22 protein-coding genes are annotated in these 21620 nt (G+C 70.4%); 7 read left to right on the plus strand and 15 right to left on the minus strand.

Going from position 1 to position 21620, the window contains the following annotated elements:
• Positions 1-141: 141 nt before the first annotated feature.
• From ACIBVQ_RS13390 to ACIBVQ_RS13410, 5 genes are all read right to left on the minus strand, one after another.
• Positions 142-1314: a glycine C-acetyltransferase gene (locus tag ACIBVQ_RS13390; protein WP_399177570.1), complete on the minus strand. Its 1173-nt coding sequence runs from the start codon at positions 1312-1314 to the stop codon at positions 142-144.
• Positions 1314-2342 (minus strand): L-threonine 3-dehydrogenase, encoded by a 1029-nt coding sequence (gene tdh / locus ACIBVQ_RS13395; RefSeq protein ID WP_399177572.1) that lies wholly within the window; start codon positions 2340-2342, stop codon positions 1314-1316. Before tdh ends, ACIBVQ_RS13390 begins: the two co-directional genes overlap by 1 nt.
• A 152-nt stretch (positions 2343-2494) precedes the next feature.
• Positions 2495-3574 (minus strand): SPFH domain-containing protein, encoded by a 1080-nt coding sequence (locus tag ACIBVQ_RS13400; RefSeq protein WP_352014259.1) that lies wholly within the window; start codon positions 3572-3574, stop codon positions 2495-2497.
• Positions 3575-3751: 177 nt separating this feature from the next.
• Positions 3752-4186, minus strand: a complete 435-nt coding sequence (locus ACIBVQ_RS13405) for an NfeD family protein (protein ID WP_352014258.1) — start codon at positions 4184-4186, stop codon at positions 3752-3754.
• An 83-nt stretch (positions 4187-4269) separates the two neighbouring features.
• Positions 4270-4992 (minus strand): TetR/AcrR family transcriptional regulator C-terminal domain-containing protein, encoded by a 723-nt coding sequence (locus ACIBVQ_RS13410; protein ID WP_399177574.1) that lies wholly within the window; start codon positions 4990-4992, stop codon positions 4270-4272.
• Between the two features lie 83 nt (positions 4993-5075).
• Here ACIBVQ_RS13410 and ACIBVQ_RS13415 point away from each other — a divergent pair, with 83 nt between their 5' ends.
• Positions 5076-6692 (plus strand): ABC-F family ATP-binding cassette domain-containing protein, encoded by a 1617-nt coding sequence (locus ACIBVQ_RS13415; protein WP_399177576.1) that lies wholly within the window; start codon positions 5076-5078, stop codon positions 6690-6692.
• A 109-nt stretch (positions 6693-6801) separates the two neighbouring features.
• Positions 6802-7110: a hypothetical protein gene (locus ACIBVQ_RS13420; RefSeq protein ID WP_352014254.1), complete on the plus strand. Its 309-nt coding sequence runs from the start codon at positions 6802-6804 to the stop codon at positions 7108-7110.
• An 86-nt stretch (positions 7111-7196) separates the two neighbouring features.
• Here ACIBVQ_RS13420 and fahA read toward each other — a convergent pair whose 3' ends face one another.
• Genes fahA through ACIBVQ_RS13435 form a run of 3 tightly spaced genes read right to left on the minus strand, consistent with a single transcriptional unit; the run spans position 7197 to position 10251 of the window.
• On the minus strand, positions 7197-8333 hold the full coding sequence (fahA, locus tag ACIBVQ_RS13425; RefSeq protein ID WP_399177579.1) for a fumarylacetoacetase: 1137 nt from the start codon (positions 8331-8333) through the stop codon (positions 7197-7199).
• Positions 8333-9085: a hypothetical protein gene (locus ACIBVQ_RS13430; RefSeq protein WP_352014252.1), complete on the minus strand. Its 753-nt coding sequence runs from the start codon at positions 9083-9085 to the stop codon at positions 8333-8335. The genes fahA and ACIBVQ_RS13430 overlap by 1 nt, the downstream gene beginning before the upstream one ends.
• The gene (locus ACIBVQ_RS13435) at positions 9082-10251 is read right to left on the minus strand and encodes a homogentisate 1,2-dioxygenase (RefSeq protein WP_352014251.1); all 1170 of its coding nucleotides are present in this window, start codon (positions 10249-10251) and stop codon (positions 9082-9084) included. The genes ACIBVQ_RS13430 and ACIBVQ_RS13435 overlap by 4 nt, the downstream gene beginning before the upstream one ends.
• Positions 10252-10391: 140 nt before the next feature.
• Here ACIBVQ_RS13435 and ACIBVQ_RS13440 point away from each other — a divergent pair, with 140 nt between their 5' ends.
• Positions 10392-10754 carry a VOC family protein gene (locus ACIBVQ_RS13440; protein WP_362917642.1) on the plus strand — a complete coding sequence of 121 codons (363 nt, stop codon included), beginning with the start codon at positions 10392-10394 and terminating at the stop codon, positions 10752-10754.
• On the opposite strand, the gene ACIBVQ_RS13445 is transcribed toward ACIBVQ_RS13440, so the two are convergent.
• Positions 10731-12074 carry an MFS transporter gene (locus ACIBVQ_RS13445; RefSeq protein ID WP_399177582.1) on the minus strand — a complete coding sequence of 448 codons (1344 nt, stop codon included), beginning with the start codon at positions 12072-12074 and terminating at the stop codon, positions 10731-10733. The genes ACIBVQ_RS13440 and ACIBVQ_RS13445 overlap by 24 nt on opposite strands.
• A 95-nt stretch (positions 12075-12169) precedes the next feature.
• Here ACIBVQ_RS13445 and ACIBVQ_RS13450 point away from each other — a divergent pair, with 95 nt between their 5' ends.
• The 3 genes from ACIBVQ_RS13450 to ACIBVQ_RS13460 are packed head-to-tail and all read left to right on the plus strand — an operon-like array spanning position 12170 to position 14271.
• Complete coding sequence (locus ACIBVQ_RS13450; protein WP_362917646.1) at positions 12170-13069, plus strand: LysR family transcriptional regulator; 900 nt, start codon at positions 12170-12172, stop codon at positions 13067-13069.
• Positions 13066-13509 carry a MarR family winged helix-turn-helix transcriptional regulator gene (locus ACIBVQ_RS13455; protein WP_399177584.1) on the plus strand — a complete coding sequence of 148 codons (444 nt, stop codon included), beginning with the start codon at positions 13066-13068 and terminating at the stop codon, positions 13507-13509. The genes ACIBVQ_RS13450 and ACIBVQ_RS13455 overlap by 4 nt, the downstream gene beginning before the upstream one ends.
• 45 nt (positions 13510-13554) lie before the next feature.
• A complete protein-coding gene (locus ACIBVQ_RS13460; RefSeq protein WP_352014246.1) occupies positions 13555-14271 on the plus strand; it encodes a DUF981 family protein in 717 nt (238 codons plus the stop codon).
• A gap of 7 nt (positions 14272-14278) precedes the next feature.
• Here the strand turns inward: ACIBVQ_RS13460 and ACIBVQ_RS13465 are convergent, their stop codons facing one another.
• The gene (locus ACIBVQ_RS13465; RefSeq protein WP_399177587.1) at positions 14279-14911 is read right to left on the minus strand and encodes an IclR family transcriptional regulator; all 633 of its coding nucleotides are present in this window, start codon (positions 14909-14911) and stop codon (positions 14279-14281) included.
• 232 nt (positions 14912-15143) lie between these two features.
• Between ACIBVQ_RS13465 and ACIBVQ_RS13470 the strand changes: the two genes are divergently transcribed.
• Entirely contained in the window at positions 15144-16517 is a 1374-nt protein-coding gene (locus tag ACIBVQ_RS13470; protein WP_399177590.1) for a hypothetical protein, read from the plus strand.
• 96 nt (positions 16518-16613) lie between these two features.
• On the opposite strand, the gene ACIBVQ_RS13475 is transcribed toward ACIBVQ_RS13470, so the two are convergent.
• The 5 genes from ACIBVQ_RS13475 to ACIBVQ_RS13495 all read right to left on the minus strand — a co-directional run bounded on the left by ACIBVQ_RS13475 (position 16614) and on the right by ACIBVQ_RS13495 (position 21511).
• Complete coding sequence (locus ACIBVQ_RS13475; protein ID WP_352014243.1) at positions 16614-17027, minus strand: nuclear transport factor 2 family protein; 414 nt, start codon at positions 17025-17027, stop codon at positions 16614-16616.
• The gene (locus ACIBVQ_RS13480; RefSeq protein ID WP_399177593.1) at positions 17024-18544 is read right to left on the minus strand and encodes a hypothetical protein; all 1521 of its coding nucleotides are present in this window, start codon (positions 18542-18544) and stop codon (positions 17024-17026) included. Before ACIBVQ_RS13480 ends, ACIBVQ_RS13475 begins: the two co-directional genes overlap by 4 nt.
• A complete protein-coding gene (locus tag ACIBVQ_RS13485) occupies positions 18541-19602 on the minus strand; it encodes a cupin domain-containing protein (protein ID WP_399177595.1) in 1062 nt (353 codons plus the stop codon). The genes ACIBVQ_RS13480 and ACIBVQ_RS13485 overlap by 4 nt, the downstream gene beginning before the upstream one ends.
• A complete protein-coding gene (locus ACIBVQ_RS13490) occupies positions 19599-20714 on the minus strand; it encodes an aminotransferase class I/II-fold pyridoxal phosphate-dependent enzyme (protein WP_399177597.1) in 1116 nt (371 codons plus the stop codon). The genes ACIBVQ_RS13485 and ACIBVQ_RS13490 overlap by 4 nt, the downstream gene beginning before the upstream one ends.
• Before the next feature lie 596 nt (positions 20715-21310).
• Positions 21311-21511 (minus strand): EF-hand domain-containing protein, encoded by a 201-nt coding sequence (locus ACIBVQ_RS13495; protein ID WP_352014239.1) that lies wholly within the window; start codon positions 21509-21511, stop codon positions 21311-21313.
• Positions 21512-21620 lie beyond the last annotated feature (109 nt).

The following is a 21620-nucleotide window of genomic DNA, read 5'->3' on the forward strand; positions in this document are numbered from 1 at the left end:
TATCCCCTGGTCAACGACCTTACGAAGGTAGGAATCAGGGGATATGGCACACAGCCGCCGATCGTCGCCGGTGTGCGTTGACTTTCGTCAACCGTCAGGAACTTGCGGCAACCGTCGGTCAACCGTCAGGGCCGGGAGAGGTCACCTCCTGGCCGCGACGAACGCCTCCACGGCACGGTCCACTTCGTCGAGCGAGTGGGCCGCGGACAACTGGACCCGGATGCGGGCCTTGCCGTGCGGTACGACGGGGTAGGAGAAGCCGATCACGTAGACGCCCTGTTCGAGCAGCCGCTCGGCCATGGCGCCCGCCTCGGCCGCGTCGCCGATCATGACCGGGACGATGGGGTGGTCGCCGGGCAGCAGGTCGAACCCGGCCTCGGTCATCCGGGTACGGAACCGCTCGGTGTTGGCGCGCAGCCGTACCCGGGCGTCGTCGGAGGTGCTGATCAGGTCGAGGACGCGCAACGAGGCGGCGGCGATGGCCGGGGCGAGCGAGTTGGAGAACAGGTAGGGGCGGGACCGCTGGCGCAGCAGCTCGCAGATCTCCCTGCGCGCCGAGACGTAGCCGCCGCTGGCGCCGCCGAGCGCCTTGCCGAGGGTGCCGGTGATGATGTCCACGCGGTCCATGACGCCGTGCAGCTCGGGGGTGCCCCGGCCGCCGACGCCGACGAAGCCGACCGCGTGCGAGTCGTCGACCATCACCATGGCCTCGTACCGCTCGGCCAGCTCACAGATCTCACGCAGCGGCGCGACGTAGCCGTCCATGGAGAACACACCGTCGGTGACGACCAGCCTGCGCCGGGAGTCCGAGGCCTCCTTGAGCCTGGCTTCGAGGTCGGCCATGTCACGGTTGGCGTAGCGCAGGCGGCGGGCCTTGCTCAGCCGGATGCCGTCGATGATGCTCGCGTGGTTGAGCGCGTCGGAGATCACCGCGTCCCGTTCGTCGAGCAGCGTCTCGAAGACCCCGCCGTTGGCGTCGAAACAGGAGCTGTACAGGACCGTGTCCTCCTGGCCGAGAAAGTCGGCCAGCCGTGCCTCAAGCTGCTTGTGCACCTCCTGGGTGCCGCAGATGAAACGCACCGAGGCCATGCCGAAGCCCCAGCGGTCGAGTGCCTCCCTGGCCGCGTTGACCACTTCGGGGTGGTCGGCCAGGCCGAGGTAGTTGTTGGCGCAGAAGTTCAGCACCTCGCCGCCTCCGGCGACGGCGATGTCCGCCCGCTGGGGGGTGGTGATGACCCGCTCGGGCTTGAGCAGCCCGGCGGCGGCGATCTCGTCGAGGGTGTCACGCAGGTCGGCGCGGACGTTGTCGAACATCAGGCGGTCCAATCCATGATGACTTTTCCGGTCTTGCCACTCGCCGCGGTGTCGAAGGCCGCGTCGAAGTCGCGGTGGGAGAAGCGGTCGGTGATGACGGGGGACAGGTCAAGCCCCTTCTCCAGGAGAACCGACATGGAGTACCACGTCTCGTACATCTCTCTGCCGTAGATGCCCTTGATGGTGAGCATCGAGGTGACGACGGTCGAGAAGTCGACCGCGAACTCCTCGGCGGGCAGGCCGAGCATGGCGATCCTGCCGCCGTGCGTCATGTTGGCGATCATGTCACGGAGCGCCCTCGGGTTCCCGGACATCTCCATGCCGACGTCGAAGCCCTCGCGCAGGCCCAGTTCGTGCATGCCGTCCGCGATGGAACGTTCCGCCACGTTCAGCGCCAGGTTCACCCCCAGCTTGCCCGCCAGCTCCAGCCGTTCGGGGCTGACGTCGGTGACGACCACGTTGCGGGCCCCGATGTGCGTGGCGACCGCGGCGGCCATCAGCCCGATCGGCCCGGCCCCGGTGATCAGCACGTCCTCGCCGACCATCGGGAAGGTCAACGCGGTGTGTACGGCGTTGCCGAACGGATCGAAGATCGCCGCCACATCCGGGTCGACCGGGGTCCTGTGCACCCAGACGTTGGACGCGGGAAGCGTCAGGTACTCGGCGAAGGCGCCGTCACGGTTGACCCCGAGGCCGACCGTGTTGCGGCACAGGTGCCGCCGCCCGGCCATGCAGTTACGGCACTTGCCGCAGACCAGGTGCCCCTCCCCGCTGACCAGGTCGCCGACCGCGACGTCCTCGACGCCGGGCGCCACCTCGACGACCTCGCCGCAGAACTCGTGCCCGACGATCAGCGGGGGCCGCAGGGTGTGCCTTGCCCAGGCGTCGAAATCACGGATGTGCAGGTCGGTGCCGCAGATGCCGGTGCGCAGCACCCTGATCAGCACCTCACCCGCGCCCATGACCGGCTCGGGCACATCGGCCAGCCGAAGTCCGGGCTCCGCCCTCTCCTTGACCAGCGCTTTCATAGAAGATCCCCCCTCAGCTTCCGACCCTACGCACTGTGCCGGGCCGGTTCTTGAGGTGTCCATCGCGGTTTTCTTAACCCGTCCCACAGCATTGCTTCATGCTTGTGCCGAGCTGGGCTTTTCCTCCGCGGCCGAGGGGATCTTCCAGAGATCTAGCGTTCGGCTCTGTCCCGGTTCCTCGTCTCCAGGGGGTCGGGCATCGCAGGCGCGCCGGGGCCGATCTGGCGGGGGCCGATGTCGCTCTCCGCGGCCTCGGCGACCGCCTCCGCGGCGGCCTGCTCGGCCTGGGCGGTCTCCCTCTCGGTCGCCTCCTTGGCGGCCTCGTCGATCGCGGGGGTCTCCCTGGTCGCGCTCGACCGGGGCAGCGACTCGGTGAAGGCCTTCGACACACCCTGGAGCGCGGAGGTGACCTCGCTGGGAATCACCCAGAACGTGTTGCCCTGGCCCTTGGCCAGCTCGGGCAGCACCTGGAGGTACTGGTAGGCCAGCAGCTTGGGGTCGGGGTCGTTGCGGTGGACGGCCTGGAAGACCTCGTCGATCGCCTGGGACTGGCCCTGGGCCTTGAGGATCGCGGCGCTGCGCTCACCCTCGGCGCGCAGGATCGCGCTCTGCTTGTCACCCTCGGCGGTGAGGATCTGGGACTGGCGCTGGCCCTCGGCGGTGAGGATCGCGGCGCGCTTGTCCCGTTCGGCGCGCATCTGCTTCTCCATCGCCTCCTTGATGGTCTTGGGCGGGTCGATCGCCTTGATCTCGACCCGGTTCACCCGGATGCCCCACTTGCCGGTCGCCTCGTCCAGCACGCCGCGCAACTGGCTGTTGATCGTGTCGCGGGAGGTGAGCGTCATCTCCAGGTCGAGTGAGCCGACGACGTTGCGCAGGGTGGTGACCGTGAGCTGCTCGACGGCCTGGATGTAGTCGGCGATCTCGTAGGCGGCCGCCCTCGGGTCGGTCACCTGGAAGTACAGCACGGTGTCGATCTCGACGACGAGGTTGTCCTCGGTGATCACCGGCTGCGGGCGGAAGGAGACCACCTGCTCACGCAGGTCGATCATCGGGTAGACGCGGTCGATGTAGGGGATCACGAAGTTCAGGCCGGGCTTGAGCGTGGTCTGGTAGCGGCCGAGCCGCTCCACGTTGCGTGCCCGGGACTGGGGGACGATGCGCACCGCGCGCAACACCGTGAACACGGCGAACAGCACGACGAGCAGTCCGGCGATCAGCAGTGGGTCCATGTGGTCACCTGTCGTCTACGAGTTGGAGGTCTCGTCCTTCGGGGCGGGAAGGGAGGCTGGAACGGCAGGGCATGCCGTTGTCGCGCGGGGAGGCTCGCCGTCGGGCGGGCCTGAGAACCGTGAACCTCAATGTGACCTCCTTTTCGTGGAGTCCCCCGCTTCGTGGCGGGGAGGATGTCAATCCCGGGGATAGACGAGCGCTGTGGCGCCCTCGATCTCGATGACGTCGACGACGGCTCCCGCCGGGATCACCAGCGTCTCGTCGTACGCTCTGGCGGACCATTCCTCGCCGCCGATCCTGACCCGGCCGTCCCTGCCGGTCACCTCGCTCAGGGCGTAGGCGGACTTGCCGACCAGGGCCTGGACGCCGAACCGTCTGTCGGCGGGCGGCGGTTTGAGGTGGCGTCTGGCGATGGGCCGTACCACGACCATTCCCGCCACCGTGGTGACCGCGAACACCAGGAACTGAAGGGGAAGCGGCAGGCCGAGGGCGGCGGTGACGGAGGTGATCAGCGCGGCGCCGCCGAGCAGCCCGAGGGCGGTGGTCAGCGTGAAGATCTCAGCGACGCCGAGCGCCACCGCGAGAATCAACCAGATGACCCAGTAATCCATCTCCGGCCCTCCTTAATAATGAACGGCTCGGATGTCCAGGAGGTTCCCTTCCCTACGGTATGCCGATATTTGAAACCCGGTAGTCATTCTGCGGGGGTGTTTCGCCGCGTCTCGATGCCGTCGAGCAGAAAGTCAAGTCCGATGGTGAAGGCCGTGTCCCAGTCCTTGCCGATCGGCGGGCCGTACTCGGCGAGGGTGGGGTAACGCTCACGACGCGTCCGCAGGTGCTCCTCGGCCGCCTCCCGCGCCGCCCTCTCGTCCCGCGCGAGCCAGGTGGCCTGCATCAGCGCCGAGCCGATGACGTAGTTGGACAGGCCGTACGCCGCGGCGGACAGGTGGGGTTCGGTGAAGCCCGCGGCGACCAGTGTGGCGTGCAGGAACTCGGCGCGGTCCAGGACGTTCGGCCCCATGAGGGGGCGGCCGAGCAGGGCCGCCGACCAGGGATGGCGTAGCAGCGCGGCACGCCACCCGCCGATCAGGGCCGTGACGTCCGCGCGCCACCGGTCCGCCCCGCCGCCCGAGGGCAGCCCGACGTCGCCGAAGATCGCGTCGAGGGCGAGGTCGAGCACGTCGTCCTTGGTCTTGACGTGCCAGTACAGCGTGGTCGAGCCGGTGCCGAGGCGCTCGGCGAGCCGCCGCATGGTCAGCCGCTCCGCCCCCTCCTCGTCCAGCAGCGCGACCGCCTCGGCCACGATGCGCTCCCTGCTGAGCGGAGGAGCCTCCCTCCTGGCCCGCGCCGGCCGGAACCACACCTCCCCGGCCCCCTGCCGAGCCGTACGGGATGCCCTCACCTCTTCGTCGTCCACACGACCAAGTCTAGTATGGTGATCGACCACTGGATCAATGGTCCAGTGACTCGATCGTTGGTCCAGCGGGGAGGGGAGGGACCGTGGGGCATGTCGAGATTGAGCGGGTCGGGTATCGGTTGCCGGATGGGCGGGTGTTGCTCGACGAGGTGTCCTTCCGGGTCGGTGAGGGCGTCAAGGCCGGGCTCGTCGGCCCCAACGGGGCGGGGAAGACCACGCTGTTGAAGCTGGTCGCCGGTGACCTGCGGCCCGACTCCGGGCGGGTGGTCCACTCGGGTGGCCTGGGGGTGATGCGGCAGTTCATCGGTGGGGTCGGGGACGACAGGACGGTGGGCGACCTCCTGCTGTCCGTCGCCCCCGACCCGATCCGTACGGCCGTCGCCACCCTGCGGGACGCCGAGGCCGTGCTGGCCGCGAGGGACGACGAGTCCGCCCAGCTCGGCTACGCGCAGGCGCTCGCCGACTACGGCGACGCGGGCGGCTACGACATGGAGGTCGTCTGGGACACCTGCGCGACGGAGGCCGTCGGCGTGCCGTACGAGGAGCTTCGCGACCGGCCGGTGAACACCCTGTCGGGCGGCGAGCAGAAAAGGCTCGTCCTTGAGGCGCTGCTGCGCGGTCCCGACCAGGTCCTGCTGCTCGACGAGCCGGACAACTACCTGGACGTCCCGGCCAAGCAGTGGCTGGAACGGCGCCTGCTGGAGACCGCCAAGACCGTCCTGCTCGTCTCGCACGACCGGCGGCTGCTGGCCACCGTCACCGACCGGGTCGTCACCGTCGAGTCGCGCCGGGTCTGGGTGCACGGCGGCGGGTTCGCCACCTACGCCCAGGGGCGTTCCGCCCGGGTCGAGCGGCTCGACGAACTGCGCCGCCGCTGGGACGAGGAGCACACCAGGCTCAGGCACACCGTGCACACCCTGCGGCAGGGCGCGACCGCCAACGACGCGCTCGCCTCCGCCTACCGGGCCGCCCGCACGCGGCTCGTCAGGTTCGAGGAGGCGGGGCCACCGGAGGCGGCGCCCAGGGCGCAGAACATCCGGATGAGACTGCGGGGCGGACGCACCGGCAAACGGGCGGTCCTGTGCGAGAACCTCGAACTGACCGGCCTGATGCGGTCCTTCGACACCGAGATCTGGTACGGCGAGCGCGTGGCCGTCCTGGGTTCGAACGGCTCGGGCAAGTCCCACTTCCTCAGGCTCCTGGCCCAGGCGGCGGACGGGGCGACCCCCTCCGTGCGCCACACGGGGACGGTGCGGCTGGGGGCGCGGGTCGTTCCCGGGCATTTCACCCAGACCGACGTCCGTCCCGACCTCTACGGCCGTACGCCCGCGGAACTGATCACCACCGGGCACGCGCTGACCCTGAACGAGGCCATGGCCGCCCTCGCCCGCTACGAACTGGCCCCGGCGGGTGCCAGGCCGTTCGAGACGCTCTCCGGCGGGCAGCAGGCCAGGCTGCAGATCCTGCTGCTCGAACTGTCGGGGGCGACCCTGCTGCTGCTCGACGAGCCGACCGACAACCTCGACCTGGCCAGTGCCGAGGCGCTCCAGGAGGGGCTCGACGCCTTCGACGGGACCGTGCTGGCCGTCACCCACGACCGCTGGTTCGCCGACGACTTCGACCGCTACCTGGTCTTCGGCGCGGACGGGCGGGTCCGCGAGTCGGCGGAGCCGGTGTGGGACGAGGGACGGGTCCGCTGAACCCGGCCCCTCGGACGGCTCGGCCGGGCCTCCGGAAGTGGAGGCTCCTGGTTTCTCGACCCCCCTTCAATTACTCTTTGTTGCCAGTCAACAACAAGGAGTGATCAGCTTGCGACGTGCAATGTCCACTACTCTGGGCGCTCTTGCCGCCTGTGCCGCACTCGTCCTGGCCACCCCGGGCCTGGCCTCCGCCGCGTCCGGAACCTTCGAGTACACCTCCGCCGGACTCCCGAACTCCTTGCTCACGCCGAAGGACAACCTCTGCTACGGCGTCGGTTACTCCGCCGGGGCCACCAACAAGACCAACCGTGACGCGCTGCTGTACGAGGGAAACAGCTGCCACGGCAGGGTCATCAAGGAACTCTCCCCGGGAAGCTCGACGGACACCCGGTTCGAGAGCGTGAAGTTCGTACACTGACCCGGCTGATGCCCGTGCCGTGCTCGTCGGAGCCGGTGTGGTTCGAGGGACGGATCCGCTGACCCGTCCCTCGAACCAGGAGCGACTCAGCGGGCGGGCAGGACGGTGCCGGAGACCTCGCCGAGGGTGATCACGGTGCCGCCGGGGCCGGGGGCCGTCGCGGTGATCGTGACCGTGTCGCCGTCCTCAAGGAAGGTCTTCGACGAGCCGTCGGGCAGCTTGAGCGGTTCCGTGCCGTTCCAGGTCAGCTCGATCAGCGATCCCCGCTGGTCGGGGTCGGCGCCGGAAACCGTGCCGCTGGCGTACAGGTCGCCGGTGCGCAGGCTCGCGCCGTTGACCGTCATGTGGGCGAGCATCTGGTCGGGCGTCCAGTACATCCCCCGGTACGGCGGTCGCGAGACGACCTCCCCGTTCAGCGTGACCTCCAGCGTCAGGTCCAGCCCCCACGGCTCGTCCCTGCGCAGGTAGTCAAGGGGCTCGGGATCCTGCGCGGCACCGGGGGTCCGCGCCTCCGACAGCGCGTCCAGCGGCGTGATCCACGGGGAGATCGAGGTGGCGAAGGACTTGCCGAGGAAGGGGCCGAGCGGGACGTACTCCCAGGCCTGGATGTCCCTGGCGCTCCAGTCGTTGACCAGCGTCACCCCGAAGACGTGGTCGGCGAACCGGCCCGACCGCTCGCCGAGGGCGGTCGGCGTGCCGACGACGAACCCCAGCTCCGCCTCGATGTCCAGCTTCGCCGACGGCCCGAACACCCCCGCGCCACGCTGTCCCGACGGCCTGACGACCGGGGTGCCGGAGACGACGACGGTTCCCGCCCTGCCGTGGTAGCCGACGGGCAGGTGGCGCCAGTTCGGCTTCAGCGGCTCCTCGTTCGGCCGGAACATCCGGCCCAGGTTGGAGGCGTGTTCGAGGGAGCAGTAGAAGTCGACGTAGTCGGCCACCTCGAACGGCAGGTGCAGCCTGACCTGGTCGAGCGGGACCAGGTGCGTCTCGACGGCGCCGGGGTCGGTGCGCAGCTTGTTCTGGAGCACCGTCCTGGTGTCCCGCCACGCGGCCGAGCCCCTGGCCATGAAGGCGTTGAGCGAGCCGGTGGCGAACACCTCGTCGTGCAGGACTCCGGCGAGATCCACGACGTGCTCGCCGTAGCGCACTCCGACGCGCGGGGTCTCCCCCTCGTGCCGGGAGAAGACCCCGTAGGGCAGGTGTTCGACACCCCAGGACATCACACGTTCTCCTCTACTGCGTTCTCGATGAGCCCCAAGGCTCGCAGGTCCTCGATCGGCGTGCTCGTGCTGCACGAACCGTAGGAGACCAGCAGCTGCCTGGCGCGGGTCGCGACGTCCTCGGAGACCTCGCGGGCCAGCCGTACCAGCTCGCCCACGTCCGTCGAGCCCAGCACGGCGGCCGGGTCACGGCCGTCGACGGCGGCGCAGACCGCCAGGACCAGGTTGAGGAAGCCGTGCCGGTCGACGCCGAGCGCCGGGTCGAAGTGGCGCACCGCGTTGTGCAGTCCGGCCGTGGCCTTGAACGGGATGCCGCGTTCGACGCAGTGGGAGATGAACGCGCCCAGATCCTGGGCGGAGGGGAAGGCGGTGGCGACCGTCCCGCCACACCTGACCTTGAGCCCCACCCCCTGTGGCGGGTCGAAGGGCAGCTGGGCCGGGGTGACCTCGACGAACAGCCGGGCCTTGAGGTCACCGAGGTCCACAACCCTCCCGGGGACCTCGACCAGCTCGACGTCGAGACCGTCGAGCGGCGGCAGGTCGGGGGTGTCCAGGACGAGACCGAGCCTGATCGGGTGGTCCAGGTGCTCGCGCAGCTCGCCGATCCGGCTGGCCGCGCACAGGAAACGGTGGGTCAGCACCGGGCTGCCCGCCGCGAGGTCCGCCCGGTGCCTGGCCAGGGCCCTGGCCATGGGCAGCGCGGTCGGCGGGAAGAGCCCGGCGTCGTCGACCAGGGCGTCGAAGAGCGTCACCGGGCCCACGTCCAGGCGTAGGCGGGGTCCTCGACGGACAGGCCGGTCGAGCCGAGGTCGAGGGGCCGGAAGGTGTCCACCATCACGGCCAGTTCGCTCGTCTGCGTGTGGCCCTGCCGTACGGCCTCGACGGAGGCCTCGACGGCGCCGGGCTGGGGGCCGTGGGTGAACCCGGCGGGGTGCAGCGAGATCGAGCCGACGTCGATGCCCGAGCCCTTGCGCGCGGTGTAGTCGCCGCCCGCGTAGAACATCAGCTCGTCGGAGTCCACGTTGTGGTGGTTGTAGGGGATCGGGATGGCCTCGGGGTGGAAGTCGAGGGGCCGGGGGCAGAACGAGCAGACCACGAAGTTCGGTCCCTCGAAGGTCTGGTGCACCGGCGGCGGGGCGTGGGTGCGCTTCACGACGGGTTCGAAGTCGCTGATGTTGAAGGCGTAGGGGTACAGGCAGCCGTCCCAGCCGACCACGTCGAAGGGGTGGTTGCGGTAGACGAGCCGGGTCAGCCCGCCGCGCGTGCGGACCAGCACCGGGACCTCCTCGCCCTCGGCGAGCATCGGCTCCTGCGGGGTGCGCAGGTCGCGCTCGGAGTAGGGGGCGTGTTCGAGGAACTGGCCGTACTTCGACAGGTAGCGCTTGGGCGGCCTGATGTGCCCGGCGGCCTCGATGACGAAGGCCGTGACGCGACCCTGGGGGACCCAGCGGTGGATCGTCCCGGTCGGCACGACGACGTAGTCGCCCTCCCCGGCTTCGAGCGCGCCGTAGGTGGACTCGAACGTGACCCGTCCTGAGGCGATGTAGACGCACTCGTCGCCCATGGAGTTGCGGTACAGCTCGCTGGGGGCCTCGGTCGCGGCGTACGACATGCGGACGTCGGCGTTGCCCGCCAGCAGGCCGCGCCCGGAGACCAGGTCACCGCCGGTCGGGAGGTCCTGGGTGCGGAAGTGCCTGGGGGAGAGCGGAAGGTTGGGGGTGAGCGTGGCGGAGGGGGAGGCCTCGACCGCCTCCGCCTTGATGATCGCCGTGGGCAGGTACCGGTGGTAGAGAAGTGAGGAGTCGCTGGAGAAGCCCTCCTCACCCATCAGCTCCTCGGCGTACAGCCCGCCGTCGGGCCGCCGGAACTGCACGTGTCGCTTGCGGGGAATCTCACCCACGACGCGGTAGTACGGCATCCGCTTCTCCAAGCTCGTCCGTTTATCGGACATTGTTGTCCTTTATACGTACAACCTTCCGTCAACGAGTGAGCCGATGTCAAACATGGACTCCCGTGTCGAGGTGAAGTATCTTGATATCGAGATACTTAGGGGTTGTGATGATTCACCACGTGCAGCTCGCCTGTCCTCCCGGGAGCGAGCAACTGTCCCGCGACTTCTACGAGGGGGTGCTCGGCCTGACCGAGATCCCCAAGCCTCCTCTCCTCGCGGCCCGTGGCGGATGCTGGTTCAGGGGGCACGGCATCGAACTCCACCTGGGCGTCGAGGCCGACTTCCGCCCGGCCCGCAAGGCGCACCCCGGCCTCATGGTCGAGGACCTCGACCACTGGGCCCGGCGCCTGGGCGAGGCCGGTTACCCGGTCGACTTCGCCGACGACTTCCCGGGGATGCGCCGCTTCCACAGCGCCGACCCGCACGGCAACCGCCTGGAGTTCCTCTCACCTGAGGACGGGCGTCCGTGAACGCCCGAGGGTGAGCGCGGCGACCGCGCAGAGCAGGGCGGGCACCAGGAGGGCGCGGGCCGTGCCGGCGGGGGCCGGGGTGAGCAGGGCGCCCATCACGGCGACACCGAGGGTGGCGCCGACCTGCCTGGCCGCGTTGAGCAGGCCGCCCGCGGTGCCTGCCATACCGGTGGGGGCCGCCGCGACGACCGTGGTGACCAGCGCGGGCAGCGCGAAGGAGACCCCGAAACCGGTGCAGAGCAGACCGGCGACCAGGAGCGGGTAGGCCGACCCGGTCGTGACCGCGACCGCGAAGATCACACCGCCTGCGGTCAGCAGGGCCAGGCCTGCGGTCACCGGCCCGCGCGGCCCCGACCTGGCGACGATCCTGCCGGTGACCAGCGGGTTGACGGCGAACGGCAGCGTCATCGGCAGGAAGGCCACCCCGGTTTCGAGCGGGGACAGCTCCAGGGTCCGCTGGAAGAGCAACGGCAGCACGAACAACACCCCGGCCATCGTGAAGTTGACCGCAGCACCGGCCAGCAGCGCGGGCGTCATACCGGGGGCCCGCAGTACGGCGGGCGCCAGGACCGGCTCGGTGCCGCGCCTCTCAAGCGCCACGAAGGCCACCCCGGCGGCGACGGCGGCGGCACCGGACCCCAGCGCGTGGACCGGCTCGCCCGAGCCGAGCGCGATGAGCGCGTCGGTGCCCAGCCCGAGGGCCACGCAGACCGCGAGTTGGGCGGGCCAGCCGATCCCGCGGTCGCCGCGCGGGCAGCGCACCGCGCGCCCCGCCGTCAGCGCCAGTACGGCCGCCGCCAGCGGGACGTTGATCAGGAACACGGCCCGCCAGCCGGACAGGCCGACCAGCAGCCCTCCGGCGATCGGCCCGGCGGCAAGCGCGGCCCCGCTGACGGCCGCCCACACCGACAGTGCCCTGGCGCGTTCTGCGGGAACCGGGTAGAGCGTGCTGATCATCGCCATGGAGGCGGGCACGCAGGCCGCCGCCGCGGCGCCGAGCAGCGCCCGCGCCGCCACCAGCGTCCACAGGTCGGGTGACAGCGCGCTCAGCAGCGAGCCGACCCCGAAGAAGGCGACGCCCGCCCGGAAGACCCGGTGCGCGCCGAACCTGTCGCTGATCGCCCCCGCGGACAGCAACAGGGCGCCGAACACGACGGTGTAGCCCGACACGGCCCACTGCAGGCCCGCGACCGAGCCGCCGAGCGAGCGTGCCAGATCAGGTTCGGCCACCGAGAGCACGGTCATGTCGAGCAGGACCGTGAAGTAGCCGAGGGAGATGCCGAACAACGCCAGGGAACGCCTGGTGGAACCGATGGTCATGCGGGTCACTGTCGTGGGCCGGGCCGTACGGCTCCACCGGAGAGAACGCAGGCTCCGTTCGGAATATCCGAACGCTCGCCGGGGGTTCGCCCGACATGGAGCTTCGCCAGTTACAGGTCTTCGAGGCGGTCGCCAGGCACGGGACCGTCACCGACGCCGCCAACGCGCTCGGCAACGCGCCCTCCTCAGTCTCGGCGCAGATCCGCGTGCTGGAGAGGTCCCTGGGAGTGGCGCTGTTCGAACGCGGCCCCAGGGGGATGGGCCTGACCCCGGCCGGTGAGCGCATGCGGTCGTGGGCGCGGCGACTCCTCGACCAGGCCGAACAGGCCAGACTCGACGTCGCCGGAGGCGGGCGGGAGCTGCGTCTGGGCGCGCTGGAGACCATCGCCGCGACCCACGTGCCCGCGATCCTCACCCGGCTGGCCGTGCGGCGCCCCGAACTGCGGGTCGAGGTGAGCTCCGACGCCGCCAGGGACCGGCTGCTGGCCGACGTCGCCGAGGGCGACCTGGACGCGGCGCTGCTGCTGGACGCGGGGGAGGGGCTCGGCGGGCTCGGCTTCGGCCTGCCGTCGGCGCCGCTGGACTTCCTCGACCTGGAGACCGTACGGCTCGTGCTCGTCGCCGCCCCGGGGCACCCGCTCTCCGGGAGGCGAGAGGTGACCAGAGGGGACCTGCGCGGCCAGGACCTGCTGGTCAACGTGCCCGCCTGCTCGTTCTGGCTGGCCGGGGAGCGCCTGTTCGGGCAGGACATGCGCCGGGTCAGGGCGGGCGGGGTCTCCGTCATGCGCGCCTGGGCCGAACGCGGTCTCGGCGTCACCCTGCTGCCCGACTTCGCGGTCTCCGCCCAGCTCGACGAGGGCACCCTCGTACGGCTCGCCGTCGAAACCACCCCGCTGGCGCTGCGGCTCGTCTGGCGCGCCGACCGGGAGGACGTCCCCGGCCTGCGCGAGGTCCTGTACGCCGTGGCGGACCCAGGCCGTAGGTTGGGCGGGTGAGCACGTGGAGCGCGGAGCGGCGGATCTCCTCGGCGACCGGTTACCTGCTCCTGCGCCTGGGCGGTCTCGTCCGCGACCGGGTCGAGGACGAACTGCGGCGGTGGGGGATAACGGGCAAGGAACTGCGGGTGATGAGCCTCGCCAACGACCGGGAGGCGTCACAGCGTGACCTGTGCGGACTGTCCGGCCTCGACCGCACGACGATGGTCGCGGTGATCGACAAGCTGGAGCGGCTCGGCTACGCCCGGCGGGCCCGCAGCGCGGCCGACCGGCGCAAACAGCTCGTCCTGCTGACCGAGGAGGGCAGACAGGCCGTCGAGGAGGCCGTGACGCGGATGACCGAGGTGGAGACCGACTTCCTCTCGCCCCTCGACCCGGCCGAACGCGAGTTGCTCAACGAGATGGTCGCCCGGCTCTACACGGTCCACAGCACCTCGTGAGATTACTGACCGTTTTGGTGTGACTACATAGGGAAATGGTTCCTTATGTGGATAGCGGGGGCGGCCCCTGGACTGAAGATCGACTGGGCCAGGATGCCCACCTACAACACGATCATGGCGGTCGCGGCGGGTGTGGGGCTGGTCCTGGTGGTCGCACTCGGGCACAAGGTGCTGCGCGGCAGGATCAACGACCACTTCGAGGGCTGGGCGCTGGCCTTCGGGGTGCTCGGCCTGATCCTCACGACGACCGGCCTGCACATGACGCTCACCTGGCCGCTCGCCGGGCAGGGCTTCCCCTTCGACAACATCGTCTTCGGGGAGCCCGCACTGGCCTTCGGGGCGCTGCTGTTGTTCGCGGCCTTCTACCTGTGGCGCAAGGGCGTGTTGCTGGCCGCCGCGCTGGACCGCCCCGCCCTGCTCGCCCGTACGGCGGGCCCCGTCTCCCTGTTCGTCGCGGGCATGGGGCTCGGGTGCTTCGGCATCGCGGCGGCCGGATGGACCTACACCCTGTTCGCCGCCCCGCCCCAGGAGCCCATCTCCGGGGCCTTCGCCGACATGCCGTTGCTTGAGGCGACGTTCATCTCCGGCCTCTACGTCCTGGTCGGCCTGGGCGCGGTGCTCTTCCCGCTGGCGCTGCGGGCCAAGGGGGGAGGGCTCACGACCGTCGTCGGGGTGTGCTGGGGGGTGGCCGGAATCGCCTTCACCCTGTTCGGGGCGCTGAACTACTTCACCCACATCGGCCTGATCGTCAACACCATGTAGGCCGGGGTCAGGCCAGGGCCCGGGACAGTTCGACGGCCGAGGCGGCCACCCGGGGGCCGACGACCTCGGGGTCCAGCGGGGTGAAGGAGACCACGCCGACCGACGCCTCAAGCCACGGCAATCCGGGCACGGGCGCCGCGATGCCCCTGGCCCCCTCCTGGAGGTGCCCCTCGGTGACCACATGGCCCGTACGGCCTTCGCGCAGGGCGAGCACGGCCAGTCCTGCGGCCCCCTTGGACAGCGGGTGACGCGACCCCTCGCGGTAGGCGACGTGCATGTCCGTCCACGACGGTTCGACGACCGCGACGGCCAGCCCGTCCTCCCCCTCGGCGACCGTGAGGTGCGCGGTCGCCCCGACCTCCTCGGCGAGCCGCCGCAGGGCGGGCAGGGCGCCCTCACGCAGCAACGGCTGTACGGCCCTGGCCAGGACGAGGACGCCGAAGCCCAGATGGAGACGGCCCTCACCGTCCCGCCTGACGAACCCCTCTTTCTGCAGGGTGGTGAGCAGGCGGTAGACCGCCGGGCGGCTCAGCCCCAGCTCCGCGGCCAGCTCGGTCGGGGTCCGGCCGGGCCTGCCGTCGGAGAGCAGGCGCAGCAGGCGCAGACCGCGCTCAAGGGTCTGCGAGGACTCCGCGGCCATCAGGGCGTCCACAGGGCTGGGAACATGCCCCGATTATCCGTGGTGTCCCAATGTGATGTCCGCGCGGCCTCCGCCGTACGGGACCGTCGGTATGGCATTTCGGTATGGCCAAGCTGAGCTGACTGGGATATGGCGGGTTTCTGGCTATTTCCTGACTAAGCCTGTTGAGGGATCAGAGATCTGTATAGGGTGCGAAACGATCGTTTTGACTGGATCACCGGGAGTTCGGGACATGCGAATCAACCTGCGACGGACTCTTGCCGTCGGCGCGGCCGTCGCGGTCATCGGAGCGCTGGCGCCGGCTGCGGCGGCCTTCTCACAGGACGACGATCGCAGCTGCAACGATCTGATGGGTGACGACGCCCCCGCCTTCATCGTGTGCCGCTGGCTGGCCAAGCCGGACGAGGCATACGACATCGTGAAGTTCTGGAGCGCGAACGACAACGCCAACCTCAAGTCCGCCACCGCCACCGACGGCCAGTTCATCGACTGCTCGGCCCCGGGAAGCTCCTGCCCCCAGCTTGAGGGCGACGGCACCGTGGGCGACGAGAACACCCCGCTCCCCGAGGGCGCGGACGCCGACGGCGCGCCCGAGTGCGAGGCGGGCCAGGAGTGCGCGGTCGGCGGCTACCAGGAGGGCGGCGACGGCACGCAGAGCGCGCCCGAGCAGAGCAGCGGCCTCAAGCCCACCGGCCAGGCGAACACCGCCCAGAACGCCACGGCCCAGACCGCCCAGCAGGCGGCCGCCACGGTCCCGACCCCGCAGGAGGTCACCGCCGCCGCGCAGGGTCCCGTCGGCCAGGTGATCACCACCGCCAAGGGCACCGGCCTGCGCGTCTGGATCGACACCGAGCTGGCCGACGACTGGAAGGCGGGGGCGCAGAACTTCTCCGCCGCCGTCAAGCGGGTCGCCGCCCTGGCCGCCCGCCCCGAGGTCGCCGGAATCCGGTTCAGCTCCCAGCTCGGCTACAACTCGACCTTCAAGACCGACGACGAGGTGCTGGCCTTCGTCACGGCCGCCTCCGCCGCGCTGCGCCAGGCCGCGCCGGGCAAGCGTCTCGGCGTCCACACGGTCGTCCCCGAGCTGGCCTGCGGCGGTGACGAGGCCTGCAAGACCGAGATGCGCAAGCGCTACCCGCTGCTGGCCCCCGAGCGGGTCGAGTCGCACCTGATCTCCGGCCGGGTCGACCAGCTCTCCCTCGACAACGGCCTGACCTACGGCGGCTACACCGCCTGGAAGATCACCCCGGAGCAGGCCCAGGCCAACCAGTGGATCCAGGTCCGCGCCCGCGCCTGGGACGCCCTGGGCCAGGTCGCCGCCGAGGAGACCGGCCTGGTCGGCCAGGTCACCGCGGAGCAGATCGCGGCCAGGGTCTCCAAGCCCGTCCTGGACGGCTCCGCCCAGCAGGTGAACGTCTGGACCCGGGTCCAGGACGCCAAGGGCACCGTCACCCGGCTGACCGCCTGGGACGAGTTGAAGAAGCTCGCCCCGATCCAGCGTCGCATGGCCGCCGTCTACACCCCGGCGACCCCCGAGGTGGACACGGCGACCGACCTCAAGAAGGTCGCCGAAACCTTCAGCCAGGTCTACCTGACGATCGCCTGACCTTCCCAGGCCGAACGCGGAAACCCCAGCCCACGACCCGAACCGTGGGACTGGGGTTTCGTGTTTCCACCGAACGGAGGAGCGCCCTGGGGCCGGTCAGAAGACCGGGCGCCAGGAGCTGCCCACGCCCTTCTCCGCCTCGAAGGCGGGTCTGGCCGTCACCGTGTCGTAGATGATGTGCAGCGCCGTGACGCGCCCGTCGTCGGCCAGTTCGAGGACGTCGACGCACTCGAAGTTCGCCGGCTGCCCCGAGGGCAGGGTCCAGTCGAAGCGGAACCAGATGGTCACCAGCGGGGCTCCGGTGACGGTCCTGCCCTGTGTCGTGCCGAGCAGCAGCAGTTTGGCGCGGCCCGTGTCGGCGAACAGCGCGGGGTAGAACTCCGCCGCGGGCATGGGGCCGTACAGGGGGGAGTGGACGATCCCTCCCTCCTGGTACAGGCCGAGCACGGCGTCGAGGTCGCCGCGTTCGAGCCCGTCAAGGTAGGCGTGAGCGAGTTCTTCCGGGGTCACGGTCTTTCACCTTCTCTGAGATCGTCGCTGTTCGGGGTCGTGAGGCGTTCGAGGATGTCGAGGTCGAGCTCCATGGCGCTGGTTCCCGGCGGCAGGTCCATGGCGCCGACCGTGTCGGGACTCAGCTGCCCGGCGTGGCCGAGCACGGTCGGACCCGCGAGCAGCGCGACACAGCGTCCGGGCAGCCACGGCGGAGGACCTCCCTCCCGGGTGGTCAGCCGCAGGCCGTCTCCTGAGGCGCCCGCGACCGTGCGGGCCGCGTCGACCAGCTCAGCCCAGCGGGGTTCTCCCGCCAGCGCGGCCGCCAGGTGGTACGGCTGCGCGGGGACGAGGTCCCGCAGCGCCCGCAGGTCGGCCTCGCCGGGCCGCGCCCCGGTGGGCACGCGGGGCGCCCGAGCCATGAGGACCGGGGAGGTGAAGACCGTGCCCTGCTCGAACAGGCCGAGGTTCGTCCGGCCGCGTGCGACGTCCCGGCGCAACGCGCCCAGCAGGCCGGGCAGCAGCGTGGTGCGCAGCTCGGGTTCGCCGGCGTCGAGCGGGTTGACGAGCGTGAGGGTGCGTCTGCGCGGGTCGTCGGCGGCCAGGCCGAGGGCGTCCCAGGCGGCGGTTCCGACGAAGGGGGAGGTCACGGTCTCGACGTATCCGGCCGAGGCCAGCGCCCTCCCGGCCGCCCGCCTGACGGTTCCGGGGCGGGGCGGACCGGGCGGCTCCTCGGGCAGCGGCGTCTCACCGAGGGCGCGGATGTCGTCGAGGCCGTGTTTGAGCATCAACGTGCGCTCCACACCCACGCCGAAGGCGAATCCGCCGTACTCGGCCGGGTCGACACCGCAGGTCGCCAGCACCCTGGGGTGGACCATCCCGCAGCCGCCCCACTCGACCCATCCCGCTCCCGAGCAGGTACGGCACGCCCGTTCGGGAACGCCGCGGCAGACGGCGCACACCACGTCGATCTCGGCGGACGGCTCGGTGTAGGCGAACCAGTGGGGCCGCAGCCTGGTCACCACGCCGTGGCCGAACACCGCCGACGCGAAGTGGTCGAGCGTGCCCGCCAGGTCGGCCATGGTCAGGCCGCGGTCCACGACCAGCCCCTCGGCCTGGGTGAAGACCGGGCTGTGGGTGGCGTCGGGCGGGTCGGGGCGGAAGACACGCCCGGTGCAGATCATCCGGATCGGCGGAGGGGAGGAGAGCATGCGCCTGATCTGCACCGGGGAGGTGTGTCCCCGCAGCACCAGGCCACAGCCGCGTCCGTTGTCCGACGGGTCGGCGACGTAGAAGGTGTGGTCCCGGTCGCGGGCGAAGTGGCCCTTGTCCATGTTGAGGGCGTCGAAGGCGAACCACTCGGCCTCCACCTCGGGCCCGTCGGCGACCCGGTAGCCCAGGTCGGCGAAGACGTCCACGATCCGTTCGGACATCACGGTCACCGGATGTCGGGCGCCGGGCGGGGCGCAGGAGACGTACGGCGAGGCCGTACTGGTGTGGGGGGCGGGAACACGCCCCCCGGTCGCGGCTATCATCATCCGTCCTTCAGGGTCCAGGCGGCGATGCGCTCGTGGACCAGGTCCATCTGGTCCCACGCCCGCCTGCAGGTCTCGGCGAGCGCGGGAAAGGCCGAGGGGGGCAGGGCCGTCAGGTGGGCCCTGCCGACGTTCCTGTGGTCGTCGTCCGCCTGGGCGTGCAGGGCGAAGTAGCCGCCCTCCTCCTGGAAGATCTCCGAGGTGGTGAGACCGAACAGGTGGCCGCTCGACTCGACGACCATGTGCACGAGCACGATCCGCTGGGCCTCGTCCATCTGGTACATCTGGGCGACGAACCAGCTTCCCGCCGCTTCGAGGATCGGGTCGTAGACGTCGGTGCCCGCGTCGTACTGTTCGAGCAGCAGGCGGTCGTGACCGAGTTCCTCGCGCAGGTGCTCGCCGTACTCCGCGCGCAGGCGCTCCTCGGAGCAGGTGGCCTGGCGGGCGTGGAGCATCCGCTGGAAGTAGGTCGCCCACACGTAGAGAGCGGCCAGGAAACGCGCCCGAAGCACCGGTTCCCTGGTCAGCCTGCCGCTGTCGAACAGGGTGAACAGCGCGTTGCCCCGGTGGCGCAGGAGCAGCGTCTCGTTCAGGCGTTCGAGCTCGGCCAGCGCCTCCCCGGAGCCGCCGAAGCTCGCTCTCGGCGTGTGCCCGTCCTCGTAGAGACCGGCCCCCTCGAACTGCACGGACAGACCGTGGAACTCCTCACCGGGACGGGTGCGGAAACCGTGGTCGCTCTCCGGAGGCACACACACGACGTCCCCCTCGGACAGTTCGCGTTCGTCGGAGCCGAGCAGCAGCACCGAGCCGCTGCAGACCAGGATCATGGACTTGGTCGGATGCCGGTGCACGGCCAGGCTCTCCCCGTCGCGCAGCCGTACCCAGGCGAAGGACGGTCTGCCCGCCTCGGGCAGGAAAGCGGCCAGGGCGTCGTTGCGGCGGAAGTCGCGTTGCTGGCCGAGCTGGTGGACGTCGCCGTCGATCTTGACCGAGGTGATGGCGCGGATGTCGTGGCGGGCGACGGTCGTCACGGACAGCGCCGTGGTCGTCTCGGTGCTCATGCCTGGAGTCCTCTCCCCCGGATCGCGGCGATCCCGCCGCGTGCCATGCGGAACGTCGTTTTCCTCACACCGACCGAGGGCTCCTGCGCCGTACCGGCGGTCCCCTTGAGTACGGCGAGCAGCCGGGTGTTGTCCATGGGCCGTCCCACGGAGACGCGCACGTGCCCAGGCCAGCCCATCGGCTCGGGCAGCGTGTCGAAGCCGGCCCGCCAGAGTTCGTCGGCGAGGGCGTGTTCCCCCTCGACCGTGACGAAGCCCGCCTCGGCGAAGACGCGCCCGACTCCCGGGCATCCGGCGAGCCCGGCCGCCAGCCGGTCGCGCTCCCCGGTGAACGCCGCGATCCGTTCGCGCAGCCGCGTCGGCCGTGACAGCTCGGCGACGGCCCGCGCCGCCACCGGTCCCGGCAGGGCGTACGGCAGCCGCGTCTTGCGCAGCGCCGTGAGCAGGTCGGGATGGGCGAACACGGCGCCGAGACGCAGAGCCGCGAGGCCGAGCGCCTTGGACATCGACCGCACGACCACGAGGTTGGGGTGCTCGGGGATCAGGTGCCGGTACGACACACGCCCAGAGCACTCGACGTAGGCCTCGTCGATCACGACCAGGCCGTGGAAGGACCCAAGGAGCGCCAGGACGTCCCGCCGGTCCAGGCAGGTGCCGGTCGGGTTGCCCGGGTCGCACAGGATGACGCCCTTGACCGGGAGTGAGGCGAGCCGCTCGACGTCGAGCCGGTCGAGCCGCTCTCCCCGTAACGGGACGGGCAGGCGGGCGATCCGGTAGACCGTGGCCAGTTCGTCGAAGAGCGCGAAACTGGGCGGGGTCACGGCGACCGCGTCCGAGGCGGGTTCGAAGAACGTCCTGAAGACCAGGTCGAGGCCGTCGGCCGCGCCTCGTGTGATCAGGACGCTTTCCGGCCCCCACCGCCACCTGGGGCGGGTGAGGCCGTCGGGCACGGGCTCGACGACGTCGAGCGCGCGGGTGTAGGCGGCGACCAGGTCGTCGTTCCCGTTGTCGGGATAGTGGCGGTGCGGTCCGCCGAAGGGATTCTCGTTGTCTCTCAGATTGACCAGGTCGTGGCGTTCCCGGCGGGGCGCCGTGGGGAACGTCGGTCGCATCGACCGGATCACTTCACGTGCGAGACCTCCGGCCATGTCTCACCTCCTGCGGAGAAAGCCGGATGGAGGACCCTGGAGACCGATCGGTCGTATGCCTGGGAATCTCCGGCTGGCTCCGCGCTGTCGCGGTGAGTCGGCGGGAGGTCGGCGAGGGGACGACCGATCCGCTGCGCAGGATTGGGGTCAGCTCACGCTGGAAAGCTGAACCGGGTGTGCGTGTGGGAGTCTTTCGTGGTGCGTACGGTGCTCGGAAAAGGCGTTCAGGGGGGCGTTTCCGGGGGCACGGTGCTCATGGGCCGTGCCGTGAGCGGGCGGACGACGTGACCGTGTGACGCATTGAACCTCACCTCATCGCTACATTATGAAGCTCATTGGCTACTTTAAGTTATTAGGTCGTGAATGGAGAGTCAATAGCCCGCAAGGGCAGGAGCGAATGCTTTGCCATATCGCCGATGCACCACCGAATTTCAGCTATTCAGGCGGCGTATTAGTGGATAAATCCACTTGAAGTGGTAAATGTCCGGCGACTATGGCGGAAGGCCGGGCGGGGGGCCGTCACGGCCCCCACGGCCCTCGATGAGGAGAAACGGGGGAAATCAGCCGAGATATCCGGCGAATTCCTCCAGGGAGATGAGGCCGTCGCCGTCCTGGTCGATCCTGGCCACGGCCTCGGCCGCCCCCTGAGGGGTGAGCGGCTGACCGAGCACCTCCATCAGCCGTGCGAGCTCGGGCGCCGAGATGAGGCCGTCACCGTCCACATCGATGATCCTGAACGTCGTCGCGTAGTCTTCCGCCACGGTGTGTCTGCCTTCCAGAGGTCGGGGGGAACCGGATTCCCAGCACATTAGCGGCCCGTCCCCTCCCCGAGGAGGGGCCCGCCGAACCTCGGCGCGGGCCCCGCCCCGG

The sequence above is a fragment of the Streptosporangium sp. NPDC049376 genome (assembly GCF_044466505.1).
Classification (GTDB): domain Bacteria; phylum Actinomycetota; class Actinomycetes; order Streptosporangiales; family Streptosporangiaceae; genus Streptosporangium.

Bases quoted from the DNA above. Each gene is read 5' to 3' on its own strand.
- ACIBVQ_RS13390 (WP_399177570.1), bottom strand. From the start codon at position 1,314: ATGTTCGACAACGTCCGCGCCGACCTGCGTGACACCCTCGACGAGATC.
- tdh (WP_399177572.1), bottom strand. From the start codon at position 2,342: ATGAAAGCGCTGGTCAAGGAGAGGGCGGAGCCCGGACTTCGGCTGGCC.
- ACIBVQ_RS13400 (WP_352014259.1), bottom strand. From the start codon at position 3,574: ATGGACCCACTGCTGATCGCCGGACTGCTCGTCGTGCTGTTCGCCGTG.
- ACIBVQ_RS13405 (WP_352014258.1), bottom strand. From the start codon at position 4,186: ATGGATTACTGGGTCATCTGGTTGATTCTCGCGGTGGCGCTCGGCGTC.
- fahA (WP_399177579.1), bottom strand. From the start codon at position 8,333: ATGTCCTGGGGTGTCGAACACCTGCCCTACGGGGTCTTCTCCCGGCAC.
- ACIBVQ_RS13435 (WP_352014251.1), bottom strand. From the start codon at position 10,251: ATGCCGTACTACCGCGTCGTGGGTGAGATTCCCCGCAAGCGACACGTG.
- ACIBVQ_RS13440 (WP_362917642.1), top strand. From the start codon at position 10,392: ATGATTCACCACGTGCAGCTCGCCTGTCCTCCCGGGAGCGAGCAACTG.
- ACIBVQ_RS13445 (WP_399177582.1), bottom strand. From the start codon at position 12,074: ATGACCATCGGTTCCACCAGGCGTTCCCTGGCGTTGTTCGGCATCTCC.
- ACIBVQ_RS13450 (WP_362917646.1), top strand. From the start codon at position 12,170: ATGGAGCTTCGCCAGTTACAGGTCTTCGAGGCGGTCGCCAGGCACGGG.
- ACIBVQ_RS13460 (WP_352014246.1), top strand. From the start codon at position 13,555: ATGTGGATAGCGGGGGCGGCCCCTGGACTGAAGATCGACTGGGCCAGG.
- ACIBVQ_RS13465 (WP_399177587.1), bottom strand. From the start codon at position 14,911: ATGGCCGCGGAGTCCTCGCAGACCCTTGAGCGCGGTCTGCGCCTGCTG.
- ACIBVQ_RS13470 (WP_399177590.1), top strand. From the start codon at position 15,144: ATGCGAATCAACCTGCGACGGACTCTTGCCGTCGGCGCGGCCGTCGCG.
- ACIBVQ_RS13480 (WP_399177593.1), bottom strand. From the start codon at position 18,544: ATGATGATAGCCGCGACCGGGGGGCGTGTTCCCGCCCCCCACACCAGT.
- ACIBVQ_RS13485 (WP_399177595.1), bottom strand. From the start codon at position 19,602: ATGAGCACCGAGACGACCACGGCGCTGTCCGTGACGACCGTCGCCCGC.
- ACIBVQ_RS13490 (WP_399177597.1), bottom strand. From the start codon at position 20,714: ATGCGACCGACGTTCCCCACGGCGCCCCGCCGGGAACGCCACGACCTG.